We start from the raw sequence: 17,629 nt of genomic DNA, 5'->3' as shown, positions 1-17,629 counted from the left end.
TATGATTCAATAACAAGTTGTGTTTTATCTGAACTAAGTGGGATATAAATAGCAAAGAAACAAGCAAAAGGGCAAGTTGATGAAATGTTTTATCTGAACTAAGTGGGATATAAATTGTCATCGGCAGGGACTTGATCACGCTGGATATGGGTTTTATCTGAACTAAGTGGGATATAAATTAAACGGTGATGACGTCAATATATATCTATATCTTGGTTTTATCTGAACTAAGTGGGATATAAATTGAGATTTTAAAATATTTCTTGTTTCTTCTGAAGGTTTTATCTGAACTAAGTGGGATATAAATGAAGATGAAACTAACATAGACGAATACATCAAAAACGTTTTATCTGAACTAAGTGGGATATAAATGTAAAAGAAAACATCGATTTCTTTACCGGCAGAGAAGTTTTATCTGAACTAAGTGGGATATAAATCTTCATGTTTCGGATTTCACCCCCAAAACATTCCACGTTTTATCTGAACTAAGTGGGATATAAATGGTAGACCAGGAGCTTATCTTGTTGGTACGCAGGAAGTTTTATCTGAACTAAGTGGGATATAAATTGTCGTGCTGAAAACTGTAAAACACTAAAGCAGGCTTGTTTTATCTGAACTAAGTGGGATATAAATTCGAACAGATCCTTCCGGCAGGGAAAACATTTCTTCGTTTTATCTGAACTAAGTGGGATATAAATTTTATTAAGATGTCTTTTGTTATATGATCAAACGTGTTTTATCTGAACTAAGTGGGATATAAATAAAACGAGGAGGAATAAAAATGAATCGGGATATCAAGTTTTATCTGAACTAAGTGGGATATAAATCAACTTTGTCGTATCTGTCTTACTTACCTTCTCCTTTTTCGCAAAATTAAAAGACGATATAAATCAACTTTGTCGTATCTGTCGGTGCTGTCGCTCCCCTGTTTTATCTGAACTAAGTGGGATATAAATTTCCGCGGGATGTAGGCAAGTTCTTCACCTTCTTCGTTTTATCTGAACTAAGTGGGATATAAATTTGTTAGATATCCAATTGCTGATGGAGAGTAGACTGTTTTATCTGAACTAAGTGGGATATAAATTTTTATATATAATTCATGATATTTCTTTTTGAATTGGTTTTATCTGAACTAAGTGGGATATAAATTAAACATCATGTAAGTATTCAGTAAGATTGTCAGGGTTTTATCTGAACTAAGTGGGATATAAATTAAAAATGGCGAAACTAGGTGATCTGCATGCAATACGTTTTATCTGAACTAAGTGGGATATAAATTGAAAATAAACGATATATCGTATGCGGTAAAAATTCGTTTTATCTGAACTAAGTGGGATATAAATCAAATTGAAAAAATGATTGTAGAAAAAGAAGAAGATGTTTTATCTGAACTAAGTGGGATATAAATCTCGTTAATACGAAACGTTGTTGTAATAGCAAATACGTTTTATCTGAACTAAGTGGGATATAAATTTCAGTTTTATGAAGAAAACTATGGATTTTTAAGCCCGTTTTATCTGAACTAAGTGGGATATAAAGATTAATCTTCTAAGAAAAGAAATGTCTGATCAGTGTGAGTTTTATCTGAACTAAGTGGGATATAAATTCACTGACAAGGAATATTCTGACCGTTCCCGGAAGGATTTTATCTAAACTAAGTGGGATATAAAGTGATTCACGGTCTTTATTGCGGGTTTACTGCTGGGATTTTATCTAAACTAAGTGGGATATAAAGTTTTTTCCGCTAGAACCGAAATAAAAAGTAGATTTGTTTTATCACTAAGTTGGATATAAATAAGGGGAACTTGAACGTATTCGGACAGGCTGGAAATGGTTGTATCAAAACTAAGTGGGATATCAAACAGCTAAGGCTAATTTAAGCGTTAATCATTTCATAAGCAGGCAACACGAATATAACGGAAAAGCTGGAGAAGAACAGTGCCTGCTTTCTTAATTTTTGTTTTATACTAGCTTGTCTCAATGATGGTTTCCATCTTCAAAGGACGGGTCAGTGCTTACTCTTTCTCATAAATCATTTGTACAAATGTGTGATTCTTTTTAATGAAAATATTTTTGTAAAGGTTTAAAATGAAACATATACTAGTGCTTTTGTCATAATGCAAGAGAAATTAGCATTGCATGAATCAGAGGCTGGTTTAGGGGGAGTTTCCAATGGCTTGAAAAAGCGGTGAGACGATAATGAATATAAGCTTCTAAAGGTAAAATATTTTATCTATTTGGTTAGCATTCGGCTTGCTTCTTATTCGTGATGCCATTCGGAAAGATTTTATATTGCATTTTTCCCGAAATGGTTGTTTTTATATTTTAGTCGGTGCTAAAAATAGAAAGATTTTTGGTTATGCGGCAGCTTAAGTGCTTTCTGGCTTACCTGTTTTCTTTTTAGTATTTTCCGGCTCTTTTGCAACAGCTATATTCAAATAGCTTCCTGCTTTGCCGCTTTCATTTTAGTGATTCCATACGTTCTTTGCCGATGTGTAACCTCCAACTAGAAAAAGAAAAAAAGTTACATAAGAAGGTACGAGGGGGATTATTATGATACGGATGTATAAAAATTTAAATATTGGCTGGAAATATTCAATTGGTTTGATCGTAACAGTGGGATTATTTATTATAGCGTCTATTATTATAGGAAACCAATTTTTTCAAATAAAAAACAACATTGAACAAATTGACCGTAGAGGAGAAAAGGCTGTACATATAACAGAAATGGCTTCGCTTTTCAGAGCTGCTGACATTCGAGTGGCCGATTATATAAATACAATGGATGAAAAAAACTTGCAAGAGTTTAATGATCGTATGCAGGAGTATGATGACAAAAAGAAGGGAATAGAGTCTCAACTGGAGACTAAAAATCAACGGGATTTATTAGCAAATATTGAAACAAACAAGGAAATGATTAATGATCTGTTTTTAAACCAGCTAGTTCCGGCTTTGAAGGGTGGAAACAAGGAAGAAATCGGCAAGTTAAGAGAACAAATCGCTGAATTGCGTACAGAAACAGTTGCTCAGCTAGATCAATTGACAAAGGCCGTAGAGGAAGAACGCATTGTAGCTGTCAATCAAACATTAAATGTTATGCAGCACAGCCTACTCATATTGGTTTTATCTGTCCTTTTATCAATCGTTCTTGGGGTAACAGTGGTTTTCCTTATTACGCGGACGATAAGGAAAAATTTACTTGTAGCAGTAAAAATGGCGAATCAAATCGCAGACGGGAACCTGCAAGGTCATGCAGTCATTTATGACGGTAAAGACGAAATCGGCCAATTAATCAATGCTATGAATAAAATGAAAGGAAACTTGCATCAGATTATTGGACATATGACAAATGTTTCAGGCAATTTAAGCAAACAAAGCAGAACGCTGTCACAATATTCCGAAGAGGTTCAGCAAGGCAGCCAACAGATTGCTTCTACCATGCAGGAATTATCAAGCGGTGCTGAAGAACAAGCGAACTCTGCATCAGAGCTATTAGAACAGATGAATGAATTTGAATCGATCGTAACAAATGTATTAAAAAATCAACAAGAAGTGCAGACATTTTCAGACTCCATGCTTACTCTGACGGAGGATGGCAGTCAGGCAATGATAAAATCAATCGAAAAAATGGAATCAATTGATGCGAAAATTCAAGGTTCACTCGCAATGGTAAAAGGGTTAGATACAAAAACAAACGATATTGCCAAATTAATTAACGTCATCCAAGAAATTGCCGATCAAACCAACCTTTTAGCGTTGAATGCTGCGATTGAGGCTGCGAGAGCAGGAGAACATGGAAAAGGTTTTGCAGTTGTCGCTGATGAAGTGCGCAAGCTTGCAGAACAGGTAGCTTCCTCTGTTTCGGAAATTACTTCTATCATTCAAGGCATTCAAACTGAATCTAAAAATGTTGTTATTTCATTGGAGGATGGCTATAGAAACGTAGCAGAAGGTACGGAAACTATTTCCAAAACAGGTGATATCTTTAATGAACTAAAAGAGACCATTAAAAAAGTCTCGCATAAAATTCGCGGTATGTCAGAATCGATTAACAGTGTTCTTGACAATACGAAAAAAATGGGAGAATCCATTGAAAGTATTGCATCTGTATCAGAAGAATCTGCAGCTGGAATAGAAGAGGTGACAGCTACTGCTGAACAGTCTAATTCTTCTATGAAGGAAGTAGCAAATTCAGCAAAACATTTGGATAAAGAAGCAATGGATTTTGATCGATTAATACAGCAGTTTAAAATTTAGTTAGTTTTTGAGATTGTATGTAACACACGTCTATTTTAAAAAATGAGGGCCATTTCAAACTTTGATAAATGTAAGTTTGAAATGGCTTTTTGTAATGCGTTTTGAAATAAATTTTTTAAGTTTCAAAATAATAATGACGGTGAAGTCCACAGCCTGGATTAAACTGCGCATTGCAGTTCGGGCATTGATATGCACTGTGCAAATACTCATTAATAGTCAATTCTTTCCCGCAATGGCCGCATAAAATCGCCTTCTCATCAAACAAGGCTTTGGGCCAAACTTGTGGATTTCCGCATCCCTCTTCCTCATGGCATTTATGACATGGATAATAAGTCTGGCAGCAATAAAATTTGATTGCAATAATATCCACATCTTTATGGTAATGCTTGCAACGAGATTGTCTGTCGACGACTTTACCTTTCACTTCTATTCCATTTATGTGCATTGGATTTTCACCCCAGTTCAAAACGTCTTTATCATGTGCCACAAACAGAACGAAAAATAGTCATTTTTTTATATAAAAGTATAGCATAACTGTTTCTTTCAATTGTGCTTGGTTGTGATGACTTTGGGGGCTGTCTTAGAAAGTCAAATCGCCATTGAAAACAAAAAATCATAAACACCGATATATCAACGCTTCTAAAACATTAATGGGGGCGTCAATAAGCCGATTTTCTAAAAATAGATCAGTCTTTTCTTGATGATTTTGTGATATTGAGCAAAAACGATTATTTTAATGGCGCACAATATGGGCTTAGGGCATGCCGCAAAAGGACAAAGGTGCAGCTCGAAATTTGGGAAGCGATGAGGTTCAAGCGAAATTCATAAAAGTGCAAGATAAAAAGCAGGTACCTAAATTGTTTCCTATGAAATGGAATGAAGAAAAAACCGTATGCAAAATTGTTTAAAGAAGGCTTGAAACGGGCAGGATTACATATTAAAATTCCTCTTTTTTAGGAATAACAGAACTGCTAAACATAAAAAAAACAGTTTGTTTACCTTATCCCTTATTTTCGTCTTAAAATCCAAAGCTTTGTTTGCGTGTTACATAATAATAGTATATAATAGTATTAAGTAACGTGGATTAAGGGGAATAACTATATGGAATATGTTGAAGCTCTAAGAGATATAAAACAAATCAATGCCATGAAAAGATATTTAAAAAAGCATTCAGAGCGAGATTATGTACTCTTTGTGTTTGGCATCAATACCGGTTTAAAGATCACAGAAATATTGGAAATAAAAGTAGGAGATGTTTTGGGGGATGACGGCTACATAAAGGATTTTTATCTGCTTCCACATAAAGAATCTAAAACGACTAAGGAAGTGTATCTCAACCAAAAAGTAAAAAGGGCGATTCTCCACTATATCCAATCGAGACAATTGAACCGCGAAGATTATTTATTCCAGTCCGTGAAAACGAAAAAGCCCATCACGCGTCAACAGGCTTACCGCATTATCCATCGTGCCGCAGAAGCGGTCGGCATACAAGGGAAAATTGGAACGAACTCTATGCGTAAAACCTTTGGATTTCATGCCTATAAACGAGGAGTCGCCATTTCTTTGCTTCAGAAATATTTTCACCATTCGTCTCCTTCTGAAACACTCAAATATCTAGGAATTTCGAAAGATGAAAAAATTAGAACGGAAATTGATGTAAACCTTTAATATTCAACAACCTTAATCCATTCATTTAAAACATTTATAAGGAGGAATTTTTGCATGAATATTAGAGAAAGTGAACTTCCGGGAATTGGATATAAGTTTGAAATTATTACAAAGAACCAAGATAAGCTTGTTATTGTCATCCATGATGATGGACGGAGAGAAATTTATCATTTTGATTCAGATGATCATGATGAGGTTTTAAGTACTGCCACATTTGATGACTCAGAAGCAAGACAAATTGCTGGAATTTTAGGCGGAATGGCATATAAACCTAAAGCATTAGAAACCGTTGACTTTGCGTTTGATGATTTAATTATTGAATGGTATCAAGTAGAACCTGGTGCACCAGTTGTGAATAAAACGATCGGTGAGATTGATATAAGAAACAATTATGGAGTTACGGTCATTGCTATTAAGAAAAAAAAGACAAAGAAGACACACAACCCAGGTCCGGATACGGTGATTGAGGCAGGCGATACATTAGTAATTTCAGGAGAACGAAACCAACTAAAACAACTAGTTAACAACTTATTATCGAACAAAGGAAAGGAGTGAGGTTTATAGATGGATCATTTAGTCTTTGAAGTTGGAACAGCACTTGTCCTTGTTGCAATTGCAGCTATTATCGCAAATAAGCTTAAATTTTCCATTATCCCTTTCCTGATTGTCCTAGGTATGCTTGTTGGCCCGCATGCCCCAACGATTGGGATTATCGACTTAACCTTTATTGAAAGCAAAGAAATTATCCAATTTTTAGGACGCATTGGTGTTCTGTTTTTGCTTTTTTATTTAGGTTTGGAATTTTCTGTTGGAAAATTGATGAAATCAGGCCGAAATATTGTGGTAGGCGGGAGTCTTTATGTAGCAATCAATTTTGTTTTAGGCCTTTTATATGGATTTATCGTCGGGATGCCATGGATGGAGACTCTTATTATTGCTGGGCTTGTCAGCGTGTCTTCCAGTGCAATCGTCGCCAAAGTCCTTGTTGATTTAAAAAGAACAGCAAATCCAGAAACAGAGTTAATCCTTGGGATCATCTTATTTGACGACATTTTCCTTGCTTTATTTTTAACCACAATGTCAGGTGTCTTGCTTGCCGGCTCTACTTCTGTCCTCGGTATCATTACCTCTGTTCTTATTTCGGTTGGCTATATGCTGCTGTTTTTTTTCATTGCACGAAAAGGTTCGCCTTTATTAAATAAATGGTTGAATATTAAATCTGACGAAATTTTCATTATTGTTATATTTGCTACATTGTTTTTTGTTGCTGGGTTTTCAGAAACCCTTCATGTTGCAGAAGCGATTGGCGCATTGCTGTTAGGTCTAGTTTTTTCAGAAACTGACTATCGAGACCGCATTGAACATATGGTAGTTCCGTTTAGAGATTTCTTTGGCGCAATCTTCTTTTTCAGCTTTGGATTGAGTATTGATCCATCAACATTAGCTGGTGCGATCTGGTTAGCTTTAGGCGCTGCCGCACTCACAATTGCTGGGAACTTTGTAGCTGGTATGATTTCGGGGAGGAAAGCGGGGCTATCCCATAAAGCTTCTACCAATATTGGTTTAACCATTATGGCTCGTGGAGAATTTTCGATCATTGTTGCAAATTTAGGGATTACAGCAGGATTAAATCCCATTTTAACTCCTTTTACTGCCCTTTATGTTCTCATTTTAGCGATCGTAGGACCGCTACTTGCGAAAGAAAGCAAAAATATTTACAAGTTTTTAAATAAGATTTTCAAATGGAGTAACACACCGGAAAAGAAAAAAATAAAAGTCCCAGGCGAGTAGCTCGCCAATGGGAAATTTTAAGCTCAATGAACATTATTATACACCAAAAACATCTCTCAAGAAATATAGAAATAAAACGCGAAAAATGTACGTAAGCTGTTTTCAAAAATTTATTGAAAATGCAGGTTTTCTCCTTAAAACAGAAAACCTGCATTTCCTTGTAAACTATTACTTTGCGTACAAAATTTCGCATTTTTTGTTTGCGTTTCTTTAACGTATGGATCGAAGCGGCTGAACAGAATGTGCATTTGCTTGTTGACAGTTTCGCTACTTGAACTACCACTAGGCTAAAGCCGTAGTGGATTCCTAAGTACAGAGTTCTACCGAACTCTAATTGATTAGGCTATCCCCGTAGTTCCTACGGTTAATCGCAAGGCTTCCTTGCGAAGATTTAAACTTGCGTTAATATCTCGGTTATGATGGGTATGACAATTAGGACACACCCATTCACGCAATGCAAGATTTTTAACGTCTTTGTTTTTGTAGCCACAGCACGAACAAAGCTGGCTGGATGGAAAATTTTTCGATACGGTAACAACTTGCTTTCCGTACCATTTCGCTTTGTATTCTAACATCGTTCTAAATTGTGACCATGATACTTCGCTAATTGCTTTAGCAAGATTGTTATTTTTTAACATATTACTTACAGACAAATCTTCCATCCCGATAATGTCGTGGTTTTTGACAATATAGGTGGAGATTTTATGCAAGTAATCGTTTCTAGCGTTTGTGATTTTTTCATGAATACGAGCAACTTTAATTCGTTGTTTGTTCCAATTAGAACCACCTTTTTTACGTCTTGATAGAATCCGTTGTGCTTTTGCTAATTTTTCTTCTAATCTTCGAAAAAACTTAGGATTAGAGTAAATCGTTCCATCTGAAAGAATAGCAAATTCTTTCAAGCCGACATCTATGCCAACAGCAGAGTCAGTTTTAGGTAATTCCTGAACTTCTGTTTCTACAAGAATGGATACAAAATATTTTCCACTTGGATTACGTCTAATTGTTGCATTGAGAATGCGACCTTCTACTTCACGACTCTTTGCAAAACGAATCCATCCAAGTTTAGGCAGCTTGATTTTATTATCATCAATAGCAATATTGTCATTTGTATACTTTGTCGTGTAAGACTGAACAGGATTTTTCTTGGACTTAAAACGTGGTTTATCGTTTTGTTTCTTGAAGAAACGGGAATAAGCGTCAGCAAGATTTTTTAATGACGATTGAAGTGCAATACTATCCACTTCTTTTAGCCAAGTTAATTCTTTTTTTAATTGTGTTAACTGAGCAGAACAAGAATTATAAGTTAACCCTTTTCCTGCCTCTTTGTAAGTATTATCCCATTTTGCTAAAAAATGATTAAATACAAATCGACAGCACCCAAAGGTTTTATTAATTAATATTTCTTGTTCTTTGTTCGGATAGAGCCGAAACTTATATGCTTTATTTACAATCATTGATTTTTTACCTCCTTTAATATATACTAAAAGTATATACTTAATTAAAAAATATGTCAATAGTATATACCGAGGAGGATTGTAAAATGGAACGTATACCAAAATTAATTAAATTTCCTGTCGATTTAGTAACAAGAATCGAAGAGTACAAAAAAAAGAACAATATTAAAAATTTTTCAGTTGCAGTTTACGAATTAATTCGTAAAGGTTTAGAAAAATAATGGAATACATTTCTGAAAATCACAGTAAGCATTTACTTTTGTGCCATTTGATATTTGTTTGTAAGTATCGAAAAAAGTTATTATTAAAAGTTGGTGATGATATTAAAACCGAAATCGAATCTATATCTAATCGTTATGGTTGGCAAATTATCGAGCAAGAAATAGACCAAGACCATATTCATATTTTGATTCGTTATTCTCCGAAATGGAGCATTCTTGAAATCGTTAGATTATTGAAGCAACTTACAACCTATCGAATATGGCAAAAGCATAACGAATATCTTTCTCAACATTTTTGGAAAGAAAGAACCTTTTGGAGTGATGGATATTTTTCTTGTAGTATTGGAAATGTAAGCAAAGAGATTATCCAAAAATATATTCAAGAACAAGGTCATTAGAGCTTACATCCCCTAGGCTAAATGCATAGGGGTTTTACGCCATTTCCTATAAAATCATCATTGTTGTTGTTTCAATGCACATTTCGAAAATGCACATTTCGAATTTGTTGCACCACTTTTAATTGACATCATTTTTTATTGTAAAAGATAATGATTGACAATACTTAAAAATATTTTCCCTGAGACGAGAAGCGCACGCTCGTCAAAGTCAAAGCGGGGATGGTGATGAGGATAATGAGTTTTTGGATCGTCTCCTCTTGCACCGACATGAAAATAAACACCTGGTTTATGCTTTAAATAGTATGCAAAATCTTCTGCTCCCATTGACGGCTGATAATTATAAAAACAGTCAGATGCATACGTCTCGCTAATAATGGCTCGCAATTGTTCGGTTTCATTTCTAGGATTGATAACTGGAGGATAGCCGTTTAAATAATCAATTTCGTAGCTTGCGTGCGAAGCTTGGCATAGTCCTTGAACAATCGCTCTGATTTCCTCCTCAATTTGCTTCCTAACGTTTGGATTAAATGTTCTTACTGTCCCTTCTATTCTAGCGTTTTCTGCAATGACATTGAAAGCTGTTCCAGCTTGAAACACACCAACTGTCACAACAGCTGAATCTATCGGATTCACGCGTCTGCTGACAATTTGCTGCAAGTAGTTCACAATTTGGCTGCCGATGACAAGAGCATCTACTGTTTCATGCGGACGGGCCCCATGGCCTCCTTTTCCTTTTATTTGAATCGTAAATGCATCGACAGCAGCCATAACGGGTCCTTCTCGTAAGCCTATTTTGCCGTACGGAATATCAGTGGAAACATGTGCGCCAAATACAAGGTCAACATCGTCCAGGCATCCATCTTCAATCATAAACTTGGCGCCGCCGGGCGGTTTTTCCTCCGCGTGCTGAAAGATGAATACGATGTTGCCTTTTAAACGGCTGCGATCGATTTCACTTAATACTTTTGCAACCCCGAGGAGAGCTGCTGTATGCCCGTCGTGGCCGCAGGCATGCATAACTCCTTTTACGGACGATCTGTAAGGAGAGTCATTCTCTTCATGGATCGGAAGCGCATCAAAATCTGCGCGGAAGGCAATGGTTTTTCCTTCTTTTCCGCCCTTAATCATTCCGATAACTCCATTTCCGCCGATTCCGGTCTTTACCTCAATCCCAAAGGAGGAAAGCTTCTCTGCAATAAATTTTGGTGTATTTTCTTCTTGGAAAGAAAGCTCAGGATACCGATGCAAATATCTTCTCCACGAAACCAATTGTTCGAAATTTTCTATTAAAGAACGATGAAGCTCTTTAATCATTTTCGCACCTTCTTTCAAAAATAATGATCCTTTTTTTCGATTAAAAGCTGTTAAATCATCATCAAAAATATGAAGTATCTAGTAGTCTAGCTGGGAAGAGAAGTAAGCTGAGATTTTAAGATCAAAAGTAACTCTTTAGCAGCGTTAGATAAAACTCTTCTTTACTTCTAAGCCAACTAAAAAAGGCTTCATCACGTATTATTTTCTTTAATATTTGGCCTTCTTTAGAAGTACGAAAACTGCTTTTTCAGGTATGGTTAAATATTTTAATCACCAATTCTTTATTAAACCTATACAATATATTGCAATTACTTAATATTCATTTTACCTCCCTTTTTTTGTCACACCAAGTAAAATTTTTCATTTATTTATATTTTACAGAACCATTTAAGAATGTATTCGCTGTCTCTATATAGAACTCTAGTAGAAACAAAAGAGGTTAACTCATGAAAAGTTCGCTATTGCTCAAAACGAAAGAACCAAGCTGGAAAAGGGATATAAAGAAAGCGCCATAAAAATAATCAAACAACCAGAAAATAAAAATGACCTGTCCTTTTCCTAAAGCGAGAAATGTAATATTCGATGATTGGTTTTTAAAAACAACACGTCCGGATTAGTACCATAAGATAAGATGCCATCTTCTTTTCCGGGTTTCTACCATTTTTAAATTGTACATTCCAGAGTGGTTTAATAATTAATTCTTTTTTTCTAGAATATAATGTATCTCTAATTCTTCAAGATCCAATACTAAACCATCATACTTTCATCAAATGATCGAAAATATTCACCCCAACTTATTTTATTTTGACATCATTCCATTTTTTACCTTATTAACAATCCAGCGGTTGTTTTTGAAAAACCGTTTTTACCTGACGTTTAGTTCATCTATACGCAAATTTGCTGAATTCTCCTTTGATTTTTAAGTATTTTTAACATTGTTATTTAATTTTCGTAATTTTATAATGAGCGTGTAAATAATTTTCATTATTCTGATAAATGAAAACGCTTTTTATACACTAACGCATCAGAAATATTTGATACATGCAAAGGAACTGTTGGAATACCGAAATGTTTAGAGGAGTGAATAAAATGAAAGATATCGTTTTGCTGGAAGGAGCAAGAACGGCATTTGCTGAAATATCTGGATCATTTCGAAATACTACTGCGACTGATTTAGGTGCATTTGCGGCTAAAGAAGCTATTCGAAAATCTAATATTTCGCCTGATGAAATTGATCATGTTGTGTTTGGAAACGTTCAGCAATCAAGCAGAGATGCACACATTTTAGCAAGACATGTTGGATTAAAAGCCGGCACCCCGATTGAAGTTCCTGCCGTAACGATTAATCGTTTATGCGGGACGGGGATTGAAGCAATCCTAACAGGCGCCCGCTACATTTTAACGGGAGAAGCAAATGTTGTGCTGGCTGGCGGCACGGAAAATATGAGTCAAGTACCGCATGTCATTCGCGGTATGAGATGGGGAAGTCCTCTAGGTTCGCCTGTTGTAGAAGACTGGTTATGGGATGGACTATATGATACGTATGGCGGCTGCACAATGGCTGAAACAGCTGAAAATTTAGCTGTCAAATATAATTTAACGAGGGAAGAAATTGACCGTCATGCTTTATCTAGCCATGAGCGTGCGATTGCAGCGAGAGAAAAAGGGTATTTTAAAGAAGAAATTGTACCGGTTACTGTGAAAGGGAAAAAAGGAGACATCATTATTGATCAAGATGAACATATCCGCCATACGAGCATGGAGCAGCTTAGTAAATTAAAGCCTAGATTTATTGAAAATGGTGTTGTCACGCCGGGAAATGCAAGCGGTATGGTTGATGGAGCAGCAGCTGTTGTCATTGCATCAAGTGATTATGCAGAAGAAAAGGGGTTAAAACCGATTGCCCGCCTTGTTTCCTGGGATGTTGTAGGAGTAGAACCGAAGTATATGGGGATCGGTCCGGTTCCTGCTATTCAAAATGCATTAAAGAAAGCAAATTTAACGATTTCTGATTTGGACTTAATTGAAATCAATGAAGCTTTCTCTGCTCAATATTTAGCATGCCAAAAAGAATTAGGCTTTGATCTTGAAATAGGTAATGTAAATGGGGGAGCCGTTGCGCTAGGACATCCTCTTGCTGCAAGCGGAACAAGAATCACGACAACTCTTATTTATGAATTAAAAAGGCGAAACAAAAAATATGGCGCTGTATCTGCATGTATTGGCGGAGGACAAGGAATCGCCGCTGTTTGGGAAGCGCTGTAAATCCGCAGAAAAAATTGAATGCTTCGGCTACACGAGAAAATAACGGGTTAAATATATTGTCGGATCAAGCCTTATTTGTTTCCATGCGGCAAGGCGATTTCAAAAGAAAAATGGGGCAACTGTATCGGATGTCAACTTCTGATGCAGAACATATTATTGAAGCAGTCTCTGCAGCTTTTTGATTATAAGAGGGTTGATGATAAGTAAATAGGTATGAAATGTTCAGCTGCTGTTGAAGCTGCCTTTTAATTCCGGCTGGAAAATCTAGATATTTTGAATGAAAAAGCCTCTAGACTGATGAACTTAGTCTAGAGGCTTTCTATTTTATGATGCGGATTGTTTTAAAAATGTTTCTCCTTCTGGTTTTGCCCGTTTGATAAAGAAAGTGAGAACGAGGGCGATCAGTGCAATTAACACTGATATTTTGAAAGAAAAGTTGATTCCATTTAGCATTGCTTCATTCATGATATCGGCCATTTTTGCTGGATCACCCGCTGCGGATTGCGCCAATCGCTCCGCTTCCGACTCTGCTTTGTTTTGCATGAGCGTGACCAGCAGCGCTGAACCAGCAGCTCCTGAAACTTGCTGCAACGTGTTGTTCATCGCTGTAGCGTGCGGGTTCATGGTTTGCGGCAGCTGATTGATTCCGTTTGCCATGACGGGCATCATCACCATCGACATTCCCAACATTCTTAATGAGTACATAAGCATTAAAAAGCTGTAGGATGTATCCATTGTTAAGTGGCTGAATTCATATGTTGTAAAAATGGTAATAGATAAGCCGATAATGGCGAGCGCTCTAGCACCAAATTTATCAAAAAGCCTTCCTGTTATCGGCGACATAATTCCCATGATGATTGCTCCCGGCAGCATTAAAAGTCCGGAATCAAAAGGTGAAATGCCGCGAATTGTTTGAATATATATTGGCATAAGCAGCATCGCTGAGAACATCGTCATCGAAAGAATGATCGAAATTGCGGATGATAAGGCGAACATCGGATATTTATAAATTCGAAATTGCAAAAGAGGCTCTTCCATTTTTAATTGCCGCATAATAAATAAGACTAAGCTGATCGTTCCGACAATAATGGTTCCATATACATGAACGGAATCCCAGCCTTTTTCCCCGGCGGAGCTAAACCCGTATAAAATGCCGCCAAACCCGATGCTTGATAAGATGAGCGATAAAATATCCAAAGATATTTGTTTTTGCGGCAAAATGTTTTTTAATTTAAAGATTGCAAGGATGAGTGTGAGAGCAGCGATCGGAATAACGATGTCAAACAATGTACGCCATGAATAATGCTCAACAATCCATCCGGATAGCGTTGGCCCTATCGCTGGCGCAGTGATCATTACGAGTCCAAAAAATCCCATTGCTGTGCCGCGCCGTTCAACAGGAAAAGCGACAAGCATGACATTCATTAATAAGGGAGCCATGATCGCTGAACCGGCCGCTTGAAACATTCTTGCAACCAATAACACGCCAAATGTCGGCGAAAGTGAAGCTAGCACTGTACCGGCTGTAAACAAGCTCATTGCTGTTAAATATAGTTGGCGATTCGTAAACTTTTGCAACAAGAATGCGCTGGCAGGAATTAAAATCCCATTAATCAGCATGTAGCCTGTTGACAGCCATTGCGCGGATGAAGGAGATATTTCAAAATCCTTCATAATGGATGGAAGTGCAACATTTAGAAACGTTTCGTTAACAAAAGACACAAAGGCACCAACAAATAAAATGGCAATCATCCCATAAGGCGGTTTGTTTAATGTTTCATGATTGGTCAAGCGAGAATCCTCCTTGTACTTATAGTATATTATTTTATACTGTTGTTATAAAAGATAATAATAATATATACTGATAGTATAAAAAAATCAACAATAACTTTTATTTTTGAGTTCAATCATAAAGGATGTGCAGTCAAATTGAACGATCGAAAAAGACAAGTAATGGAAGCGGCGCATACTCTTTTTGTTGAAAAGGGATTTGTGAGAACATCAGTTCAAGATATTTTAGATAAAAGCGGGATATCGAAAGGGACATTTTATAATTATTTCTCATCGAAAAAAGAACTTTTAATTAGTATTTTTGAAAAGATTAAAATGGAAACAGATCAGCGGAGAATGGAAGTGTTGGCTGGCAGGCAAGCAAACGATAAAAACGCGTTTATCGAACAAATTCAAGTCAAGATGGAAATCAGTAAAGAAAATAAACTATTCGCTCTGTTTTATGGTGTGCTGATGTCAGAAGATGAAGAGCTTAAAGGATTGGTGCAGCAGTATCATTTTGATGAACTTTGCTGGGCACAGAAGAGGATTGCAGAAGTATTCGGGGAACAAATACGTCCGTATTCGGTTGATTTGGCCGTGTTGTTGTATGGAATGGTTCAAAACGCCATTCATTTCGCTGTCACTGCCGGAGCAGAAATAGAAATTAACAGCATAATCGCTTATTCGTTGAGAAGAATTGAAAAAATAGCGGAAAATGTTGTGAAAGCGAAGGATCAGCTATTTGATCCGGATATAGTAGAAAGGCTGGAGCCGGAAGAGGCTTTGAATCGGAAAAAGAAAAAGGAATCCCTTTTCAATCAAATTGATAAAATAAAAAAATCGGCAGATGAGGAGCAAAAGGAATTGCTATCCTTTCTAAAGGAAGAATTGCAATCTTCTGTTCCGCGGCGAGCGCTGATTTACGCGGTGATGTCCCAAATTGATCAGAAGAAAAAGCTTGAGCATTTGGTCGATGAGGTGCTAAGATTTAATACTTAAAGACCTATAAAAGGCTGAATCGTTTTGCCATTCACTTACCAAAAGACTTGGATATAATAATAGGAAATGAAGTTTATTGGAGAGATTAGCGTGCAATTAAATTCCAACAAGATTATTGAAGCCTGTTTGCTAGCTGGTAAAATTATGCTAGAAAATGGAGCGGAAACGTACCGCGTTGAGGATACGATGCAGAGGATGGCTACATCGCTTGGTGTAAAGCAGTCTCATTGTTTTGCTATGCCCACTGGAATTATATTTTCCATTGACGAAATGGAACAGACAAAACTTGTACGTGTGCTGGAACGGACAATAGATTTAAATAAAGTTGCGATGGTGAACAACATTTCTAGAAGGATGGCGCAGGGTGAAATATCTGTTGATGAAGTTTTGTTGGAACTGAAACAAATAGACGAATCAAAACCTGAATATCCAGTTTGGCTGCAATTGACCTCCGTTTCCATCTTGAGCGGATGGTTTTTAATCATGTTTCAAGGAAAGTGGGCAGATTTTGTTCCTGCCATGATTTCAGGCGGTTTAGGTTTTGCATTTTTAGTTTATGTTCATCGTTTTGCTAAAATTAAATTTTTTTCAGAGTTCCTAGCATCGTTTGTCATTGGATTTACAGCCATTTGGCAGGTGAAGCTGGGCATCGGGACAGATTTAGATAAAATTATTATCGGTTCTGTCATGCCTCTTGTGCCGGGGCTGCATATCACGAATGCTGTCCGCGATTTGATGGCAGGACATTTAGTGGCGGGATTATCAAAGGGAGCTGAAGCGTTTTTAACAGCTTTTGCGATCGGGTCAGGAATTGCCATCGTTTTATCGATTTATTAATTGAAAGGATTGTTGTCATGCTGTCACAACTTGCAGCAAGCTTTATTGCAGCATTTGCATTTGGAATTATTTTTAATGTACCAAAAAAGACGTTATTTGCATGCGGAATTGCGGGAGCAGTTGGATGGCTTGCGTATTTATTCTTGATTCATTTTAAGATGGATTTAATTATCGCTGCATTTATTTCAGCGCTTCTTGTTGCCTTCATTAGTCACTTGTTTGCGAAAATGTATAAAGCACCGATCATCATTTTTTCTGTCCCAGGAATTATTCCGCTTGTCCCAGGAGGGATTGCGTACGATGCCATGCGCCATGTCGTCGAGCAAGACTATTTTATGGCGATTGAACTAGCAGCTAAAGCTTTTATCATATCAGGAGCCATCGCCATGGGACTAGTGTTTTCCGAAGTATTGAATCGGATGATTATGAAAATCATTCGGCAGTAGCTCGTTTCAATTGGTTGACGTGTGTTTGTCGCTTAGGAAACAAATTTTTATACATGTCAACTCTCATAGTCTCGCTGACCAGACTATGCATTTTGAGGTGGGGAATCGTTCATTTCAACTTGATTTTTGAGGTGGGTAGTAGCTCGTTTCAATTAGTTTGCCGGTACATTTGTCGTCTAGGCACGAATTTTATACATACTAGC

The 17,629-nt window shown here is 36.7% G+C and carries 15 protein-coding genes and 2 CRISPR repeat arrays (1 of these 17 cut by a window edge); of the genes, 11 read left to right on the top strand and 4 right to left on the bottom strand.

Annotated elements, in window-relative coordinates; all coding sequences use genetic code 11:
- Nucleotides 1-827: a CRISPR direct-repeat array (repeat unit 29 nt) (it extends 1,874 nt beyond the left edge of the window).
- Nucleotides 828-926: 99 nt separating this feature from the next.
- Nucleotides 927-1,735: a CRISPR direct-repeat array (repeat unit 29 nt; unit sequence GTTTTATCTGAACTAAGTGGGATATAAAG).
- An 818-nt stretch (nt 1,736-2,553) separates the two neighbouring features.
- Nucleotides 2,554-4,257 carry a methyl-accepting chemotaxis protein gene (locus tag NSQ71_RS16305; protein WP_340734245.1) on the top strand — a complete coding sequence of 568 codons (1,704 nt, stop codon included), beginning with the start codon at nt 2,554-2,556 and terminating at the stop codon, nt 4,255-4,257.
- Between the two features lie 115 nt (nt 4,258-4,372).
- Here the strand turns inward: NSQ71_RS16305 and NSQ71_RS16300 are convergent, their stop codons facing one another.
- Nucleotides 4,373-4,702 carry a CHY zinc finger protein gene (locus tag NSQ71_RS16300; RefSeq protein WP_066250083.1) on the bottom strand — a complete coding sequence of 110 codons (330 nt, stop codon included), beginning with the start codon at nt 4,700-4,702 and terminating at the stop codon, nt 4,373-4,375.
- A 656-nt stretch (nt 4,703-5,358) separates the two neighbouring features.
- Between NSQ71_RS16300 and NSQ71_RS16295 the strand changes: the two genes are divergently transcribed.
- Genes NSQ71_RS16295 through NSQ71_RS16285 form a run of 3 tightly spaced genes read left to right on the top strand, consistent with a single transcriptional unit; the run spans nt 5,359 to nt 7,716 of the window.
- Nucleotides 5,359-5,925, top strand: a complete 567-nt coding sequence (locus NSQ71_RS16295) for a tyrosine-type recombinase/integrase (protein ID WP_340734244.1) — start codon at nt 5,359-5,361, stop codon at nt 5,923-5,925.
- Between the two features lie 54 nt (nt 5,926-5,979).
- Complete coding sequence (locus NSQ71_RS16290; RefSeq protein ID WP_066250077.1) at nt 5,980-6,480, top strand: cation:proton antiporter regulatory subunit; 501 nt, start codon at nt 5,980-5,982, stop codon at nt 6,478-6,480.
- 9 nt (nt 6,481-6,489) lie between these two features.
- Nucleotides 6,490-7,716 carry a cation:proton antiporter gene (locus NSQ71_RS16285; protein ID WP_144598418.1) on the top strand — a complete coding sequence of 409 codons (1,227 nt, stop codon included), beginning with the start codon at nt 6,490-6,492 and terminating at the stop codon, nt 7,714-7,716.
- A 338-nt stretch (nt 7,717-8,054) separates the two neighbouring features.
- On the opposite strand, the gene tnpB is transcribed toward NSQ71_RS16285, so the two are convergent.
- A complete protein-coding gene (tnpB, locus tag NSQ71_RS16280) occupies nt 8,055-9,173 on the bottom strand; it encodes an IS200/IS605 family element RNA-guided endonuclease TnpB (protein WP_339193944.1) in 1,119 nt (372 codons plus the stop codon).
- Between the two features lie 86 nt (nt 9,174-9,259).
- Between tnpB and NSQ71_RS16275 the strand changes: the two genes are divergently transcribed.
- Nucleotides 9,260-9,394 (top strand): hypothetical protein, encoded by a 135-nt coding sequence (locus tag NSQ71_RS16275; protein ID WP_264467635.1) that lies wholly within the window; start codon nt 9,260-9,262, stop codon nt 9,392-9,394.
- The gene (tnpA, locus tag NSQ71_RS16270) at nt 9,394-9,792 is read left to right on the top strand and encodes an IS200/IS605 family transposase (protein ID WP_339193942.1); all 399 of its coding nucleotides are present in this window, start codon (nt 9,394-9,396) and stop codon (nt 9,790-9,792) included. Before NSQ71_RS16275 ends, tnpA begins: the two co-directional genes overlap by 1 nt.
- A 135-nt stretch (nt 9,793-9,927) precedes the next feature.
- Here the strand turns inward: tnpA and NSQ71_RS16265 are convergent, their stop codons facing one another.
- Complete coding sequence (locus NSQ71_RS16265) at nt 9,928-11,106, bottom strand: M20 metallopeptidase family protein (protein WP_340734243.1); 1,179 nt, start codon at nt 11,104-11,106, stop codon at nt 9,928-9,930.
- 1,089 nt (nt 11,107-12,195) lie between these two features.
- On the opposite strand from NSQ71_RS16265, the gene NSQ71_RS16260 reads away from it, so the two are divergent.
- Entirely contained in the window at nt 12,196-13,371 is a 1,176-nt protein-coding gene (locus NSQ71_RS16260; RefSeq protein WP_063386832.1) for an acetyl-CoA C-acetyltransferase, read from the top strand.
- Nucleotides 13,356-13,553, top strand: coding sequence for a hypothetical protein (locus NSQ71_RS16255; RefSeq protein ID WP_339197599.1), 198 nt, complete (start codon nt 13,356-13,358; stop codon nt 13,551-13,553). The genes NSQ71_RS16260 and NSQ71_RS16255 overlap by 16 nt, the downstream gene beginning before the upstream one ends.
- A gap of 142 nt (nt 13,554-13,695) precedes the next feature.
- On the opposite strand, the gene NSQ71_RS16250 is transcribed toward NSQ71_RS16255, so the two are convergent.
- Nucleotides 13,696-15,123: a DHA2 family efflux MFS transporter permease subunit gene (locus NSQ71_RS16250; protein WP_339200043.1), complete on the bottom strand. Its 1,428-nt coding sequence runs from the start codon at nt 15,121-15,123 to the stop codon at nt 13,696-13,698.
- Nucleotides 15,124-15,300: 177 nt separating this feature from the next.
- On the opposite strand from NSQ71_RS16250, the gene NSQ71_RS16245 reads away from it, so the two are divergent.
- The 3 genes from NSQ71_RS16245 to NSQ71_RS16235 all read left to right on the top strand — a co-directional run bounded on the left by NSQ71_RS16245 (nt 15,301) and on the right by NSQ71_RS16235 (nt 17,426).
- Nucleotides 15,301-16,143: a TetR/AcrR family transcriptional regulator gene (locus NSQ71_RS16245; protein ID WP_144598416.1), complete on the top strand. Its 843-nt coding sequence runs from the start codon at nt 15,301-15,303 to the stop codon at nt 16,141-16,143.
- Nucleotides 16,144-16,209: 66 nt separating this feature from the next.
- Nucleotides 16,210-16,980 (top strand): threonine/serine exporter family protein, encoded by a 771-nt coding sequence (locus tag NSQ71_RS16240; RefSeq protein ID WP_429645881.1) that lies wholly within the window; start codon nt 16,210-16,212, stop codon nt 16,978-16,980.
- Nucleotides 16,981-16,997: 17 nt separating this feature from the next.
- Nucleotides 16,998-17,426, top strand: a complete 429-nt coding sequence (locus tag NSQ71_RS16235; protein ID WP_339210421.1) for a threonine/serine exporter family protein — start codon at nt 16,998-17,000, stop codon at nt 17,424-17,426.
- Nucleotides 17,427-17,629 lie beyond the last annotated feature (203 nt).

This window comes from Aeribacillus sp. FSL M8-0235, assembly GCF_038000355.1.
Taxonomy (GTDB): Bacteria; Bacillota; Bacilli; order Bacillales; family Aeribacillaceae; genus Aeribacillus; species Aeribacillus composti.
This window is presented reverse-complemented; position numbering and strand designations above follow the sequence as displayed.

Excerpts from the sequence above, each read along its gene's own strand:
- NSQ71_RS16250 (WP_339200043.1), bottom strand. The coding sequence starts at position 15,123 with ATGATTGCCATTTTATTTGTTGGTGCCTTTGTGTCTTTTGTTAACGAA.
- NSQ71_RS16260 (WP_063386832.1), top strand. The coding sequence starts at position 12,196 with ATGAAAGATATCGTTTTGCTGGAAGGAGCAAGAACGGCATTTGCTGAA.
- NSQ71_RS16285 (WP_144598418.1), top strand. The coding sequence starts at position 6,490 with ATGGATCATTTAGTCTTTGAAGTTGGAACAGCACTTGTCCTTGTTGCA.
- NSQ71_RS16305 (WP_340734245.1), top strand. The coding sequence starts at position 2,554 with ATGATACGGATGTATAAAAATTTAAATATTGGCTGGAAATATTCAATT.
- NSQ71_RS16300 (WP_066250083.1), bottom strand. The coding sequence starts at position 4,702 with ATGCACATAAATGGAATAGAAGTGAAAGGTAAAGTCGTCGACAGACAA.
- tnpB (WP_339193944.1), bottom strand. The coding sequence starts at position 9,173 with ATGATTGTAAATAAAGCATATAAGTTTCGGCTCTATCCGAACAAAGAA.
- NSQ71_RS16275 (WP_264467635.1), top strand. The coding sequence starts at position 9,260 with ATGGAACGTATACCAAAATTAATTAAATTTCCTGTCGATTTAGTAACA.
- NSQ71_RS16290 (WP_066250077.1), top strand. The coding sequence starts at position 5,980 with ATGAATATTAGAGAAAGTGAACTTCCGGGAATTGGATATAAGTTTGAA.
- NSQ71_RS16240 (WP_429645881.1), top strand. The coding sequence starts at position 16,210 with ATGAAGTTTATTGGAGAGATTAGCGTGCAATTAAATTCCAACAAGATT.
- tnpA (WP_339193942.1), top strand. The coding sequence starts at position 9,394 with ATGGAATACATTTCTGAAAATCACAGTAAGCATTTACTTTTGTGCCAT.
- NSQ71_RS16265 (WP_340734243.1), bottom strand. The coding sequence starts at position 11,106 with ATGATTAAAGAGCTTCATCGTTCTTTAATAGAAAATTTCGAACAATTG.
- NSQ71_RS16235 (WP_339210421.1), top strand. The coding sequence starts at position 16,998 with ATGCTGTCACAACTTGCAGCAAGCTTTATTGCAGCATTTGCATTTGGA.
- NSQ71_RS16295 (WP_340734244.1), top strand. The coding sequence starts at position 5,359 with ATGGAATATGTTGAAGCTCTAAGAGATATAAAACAAATCAATGCCATG.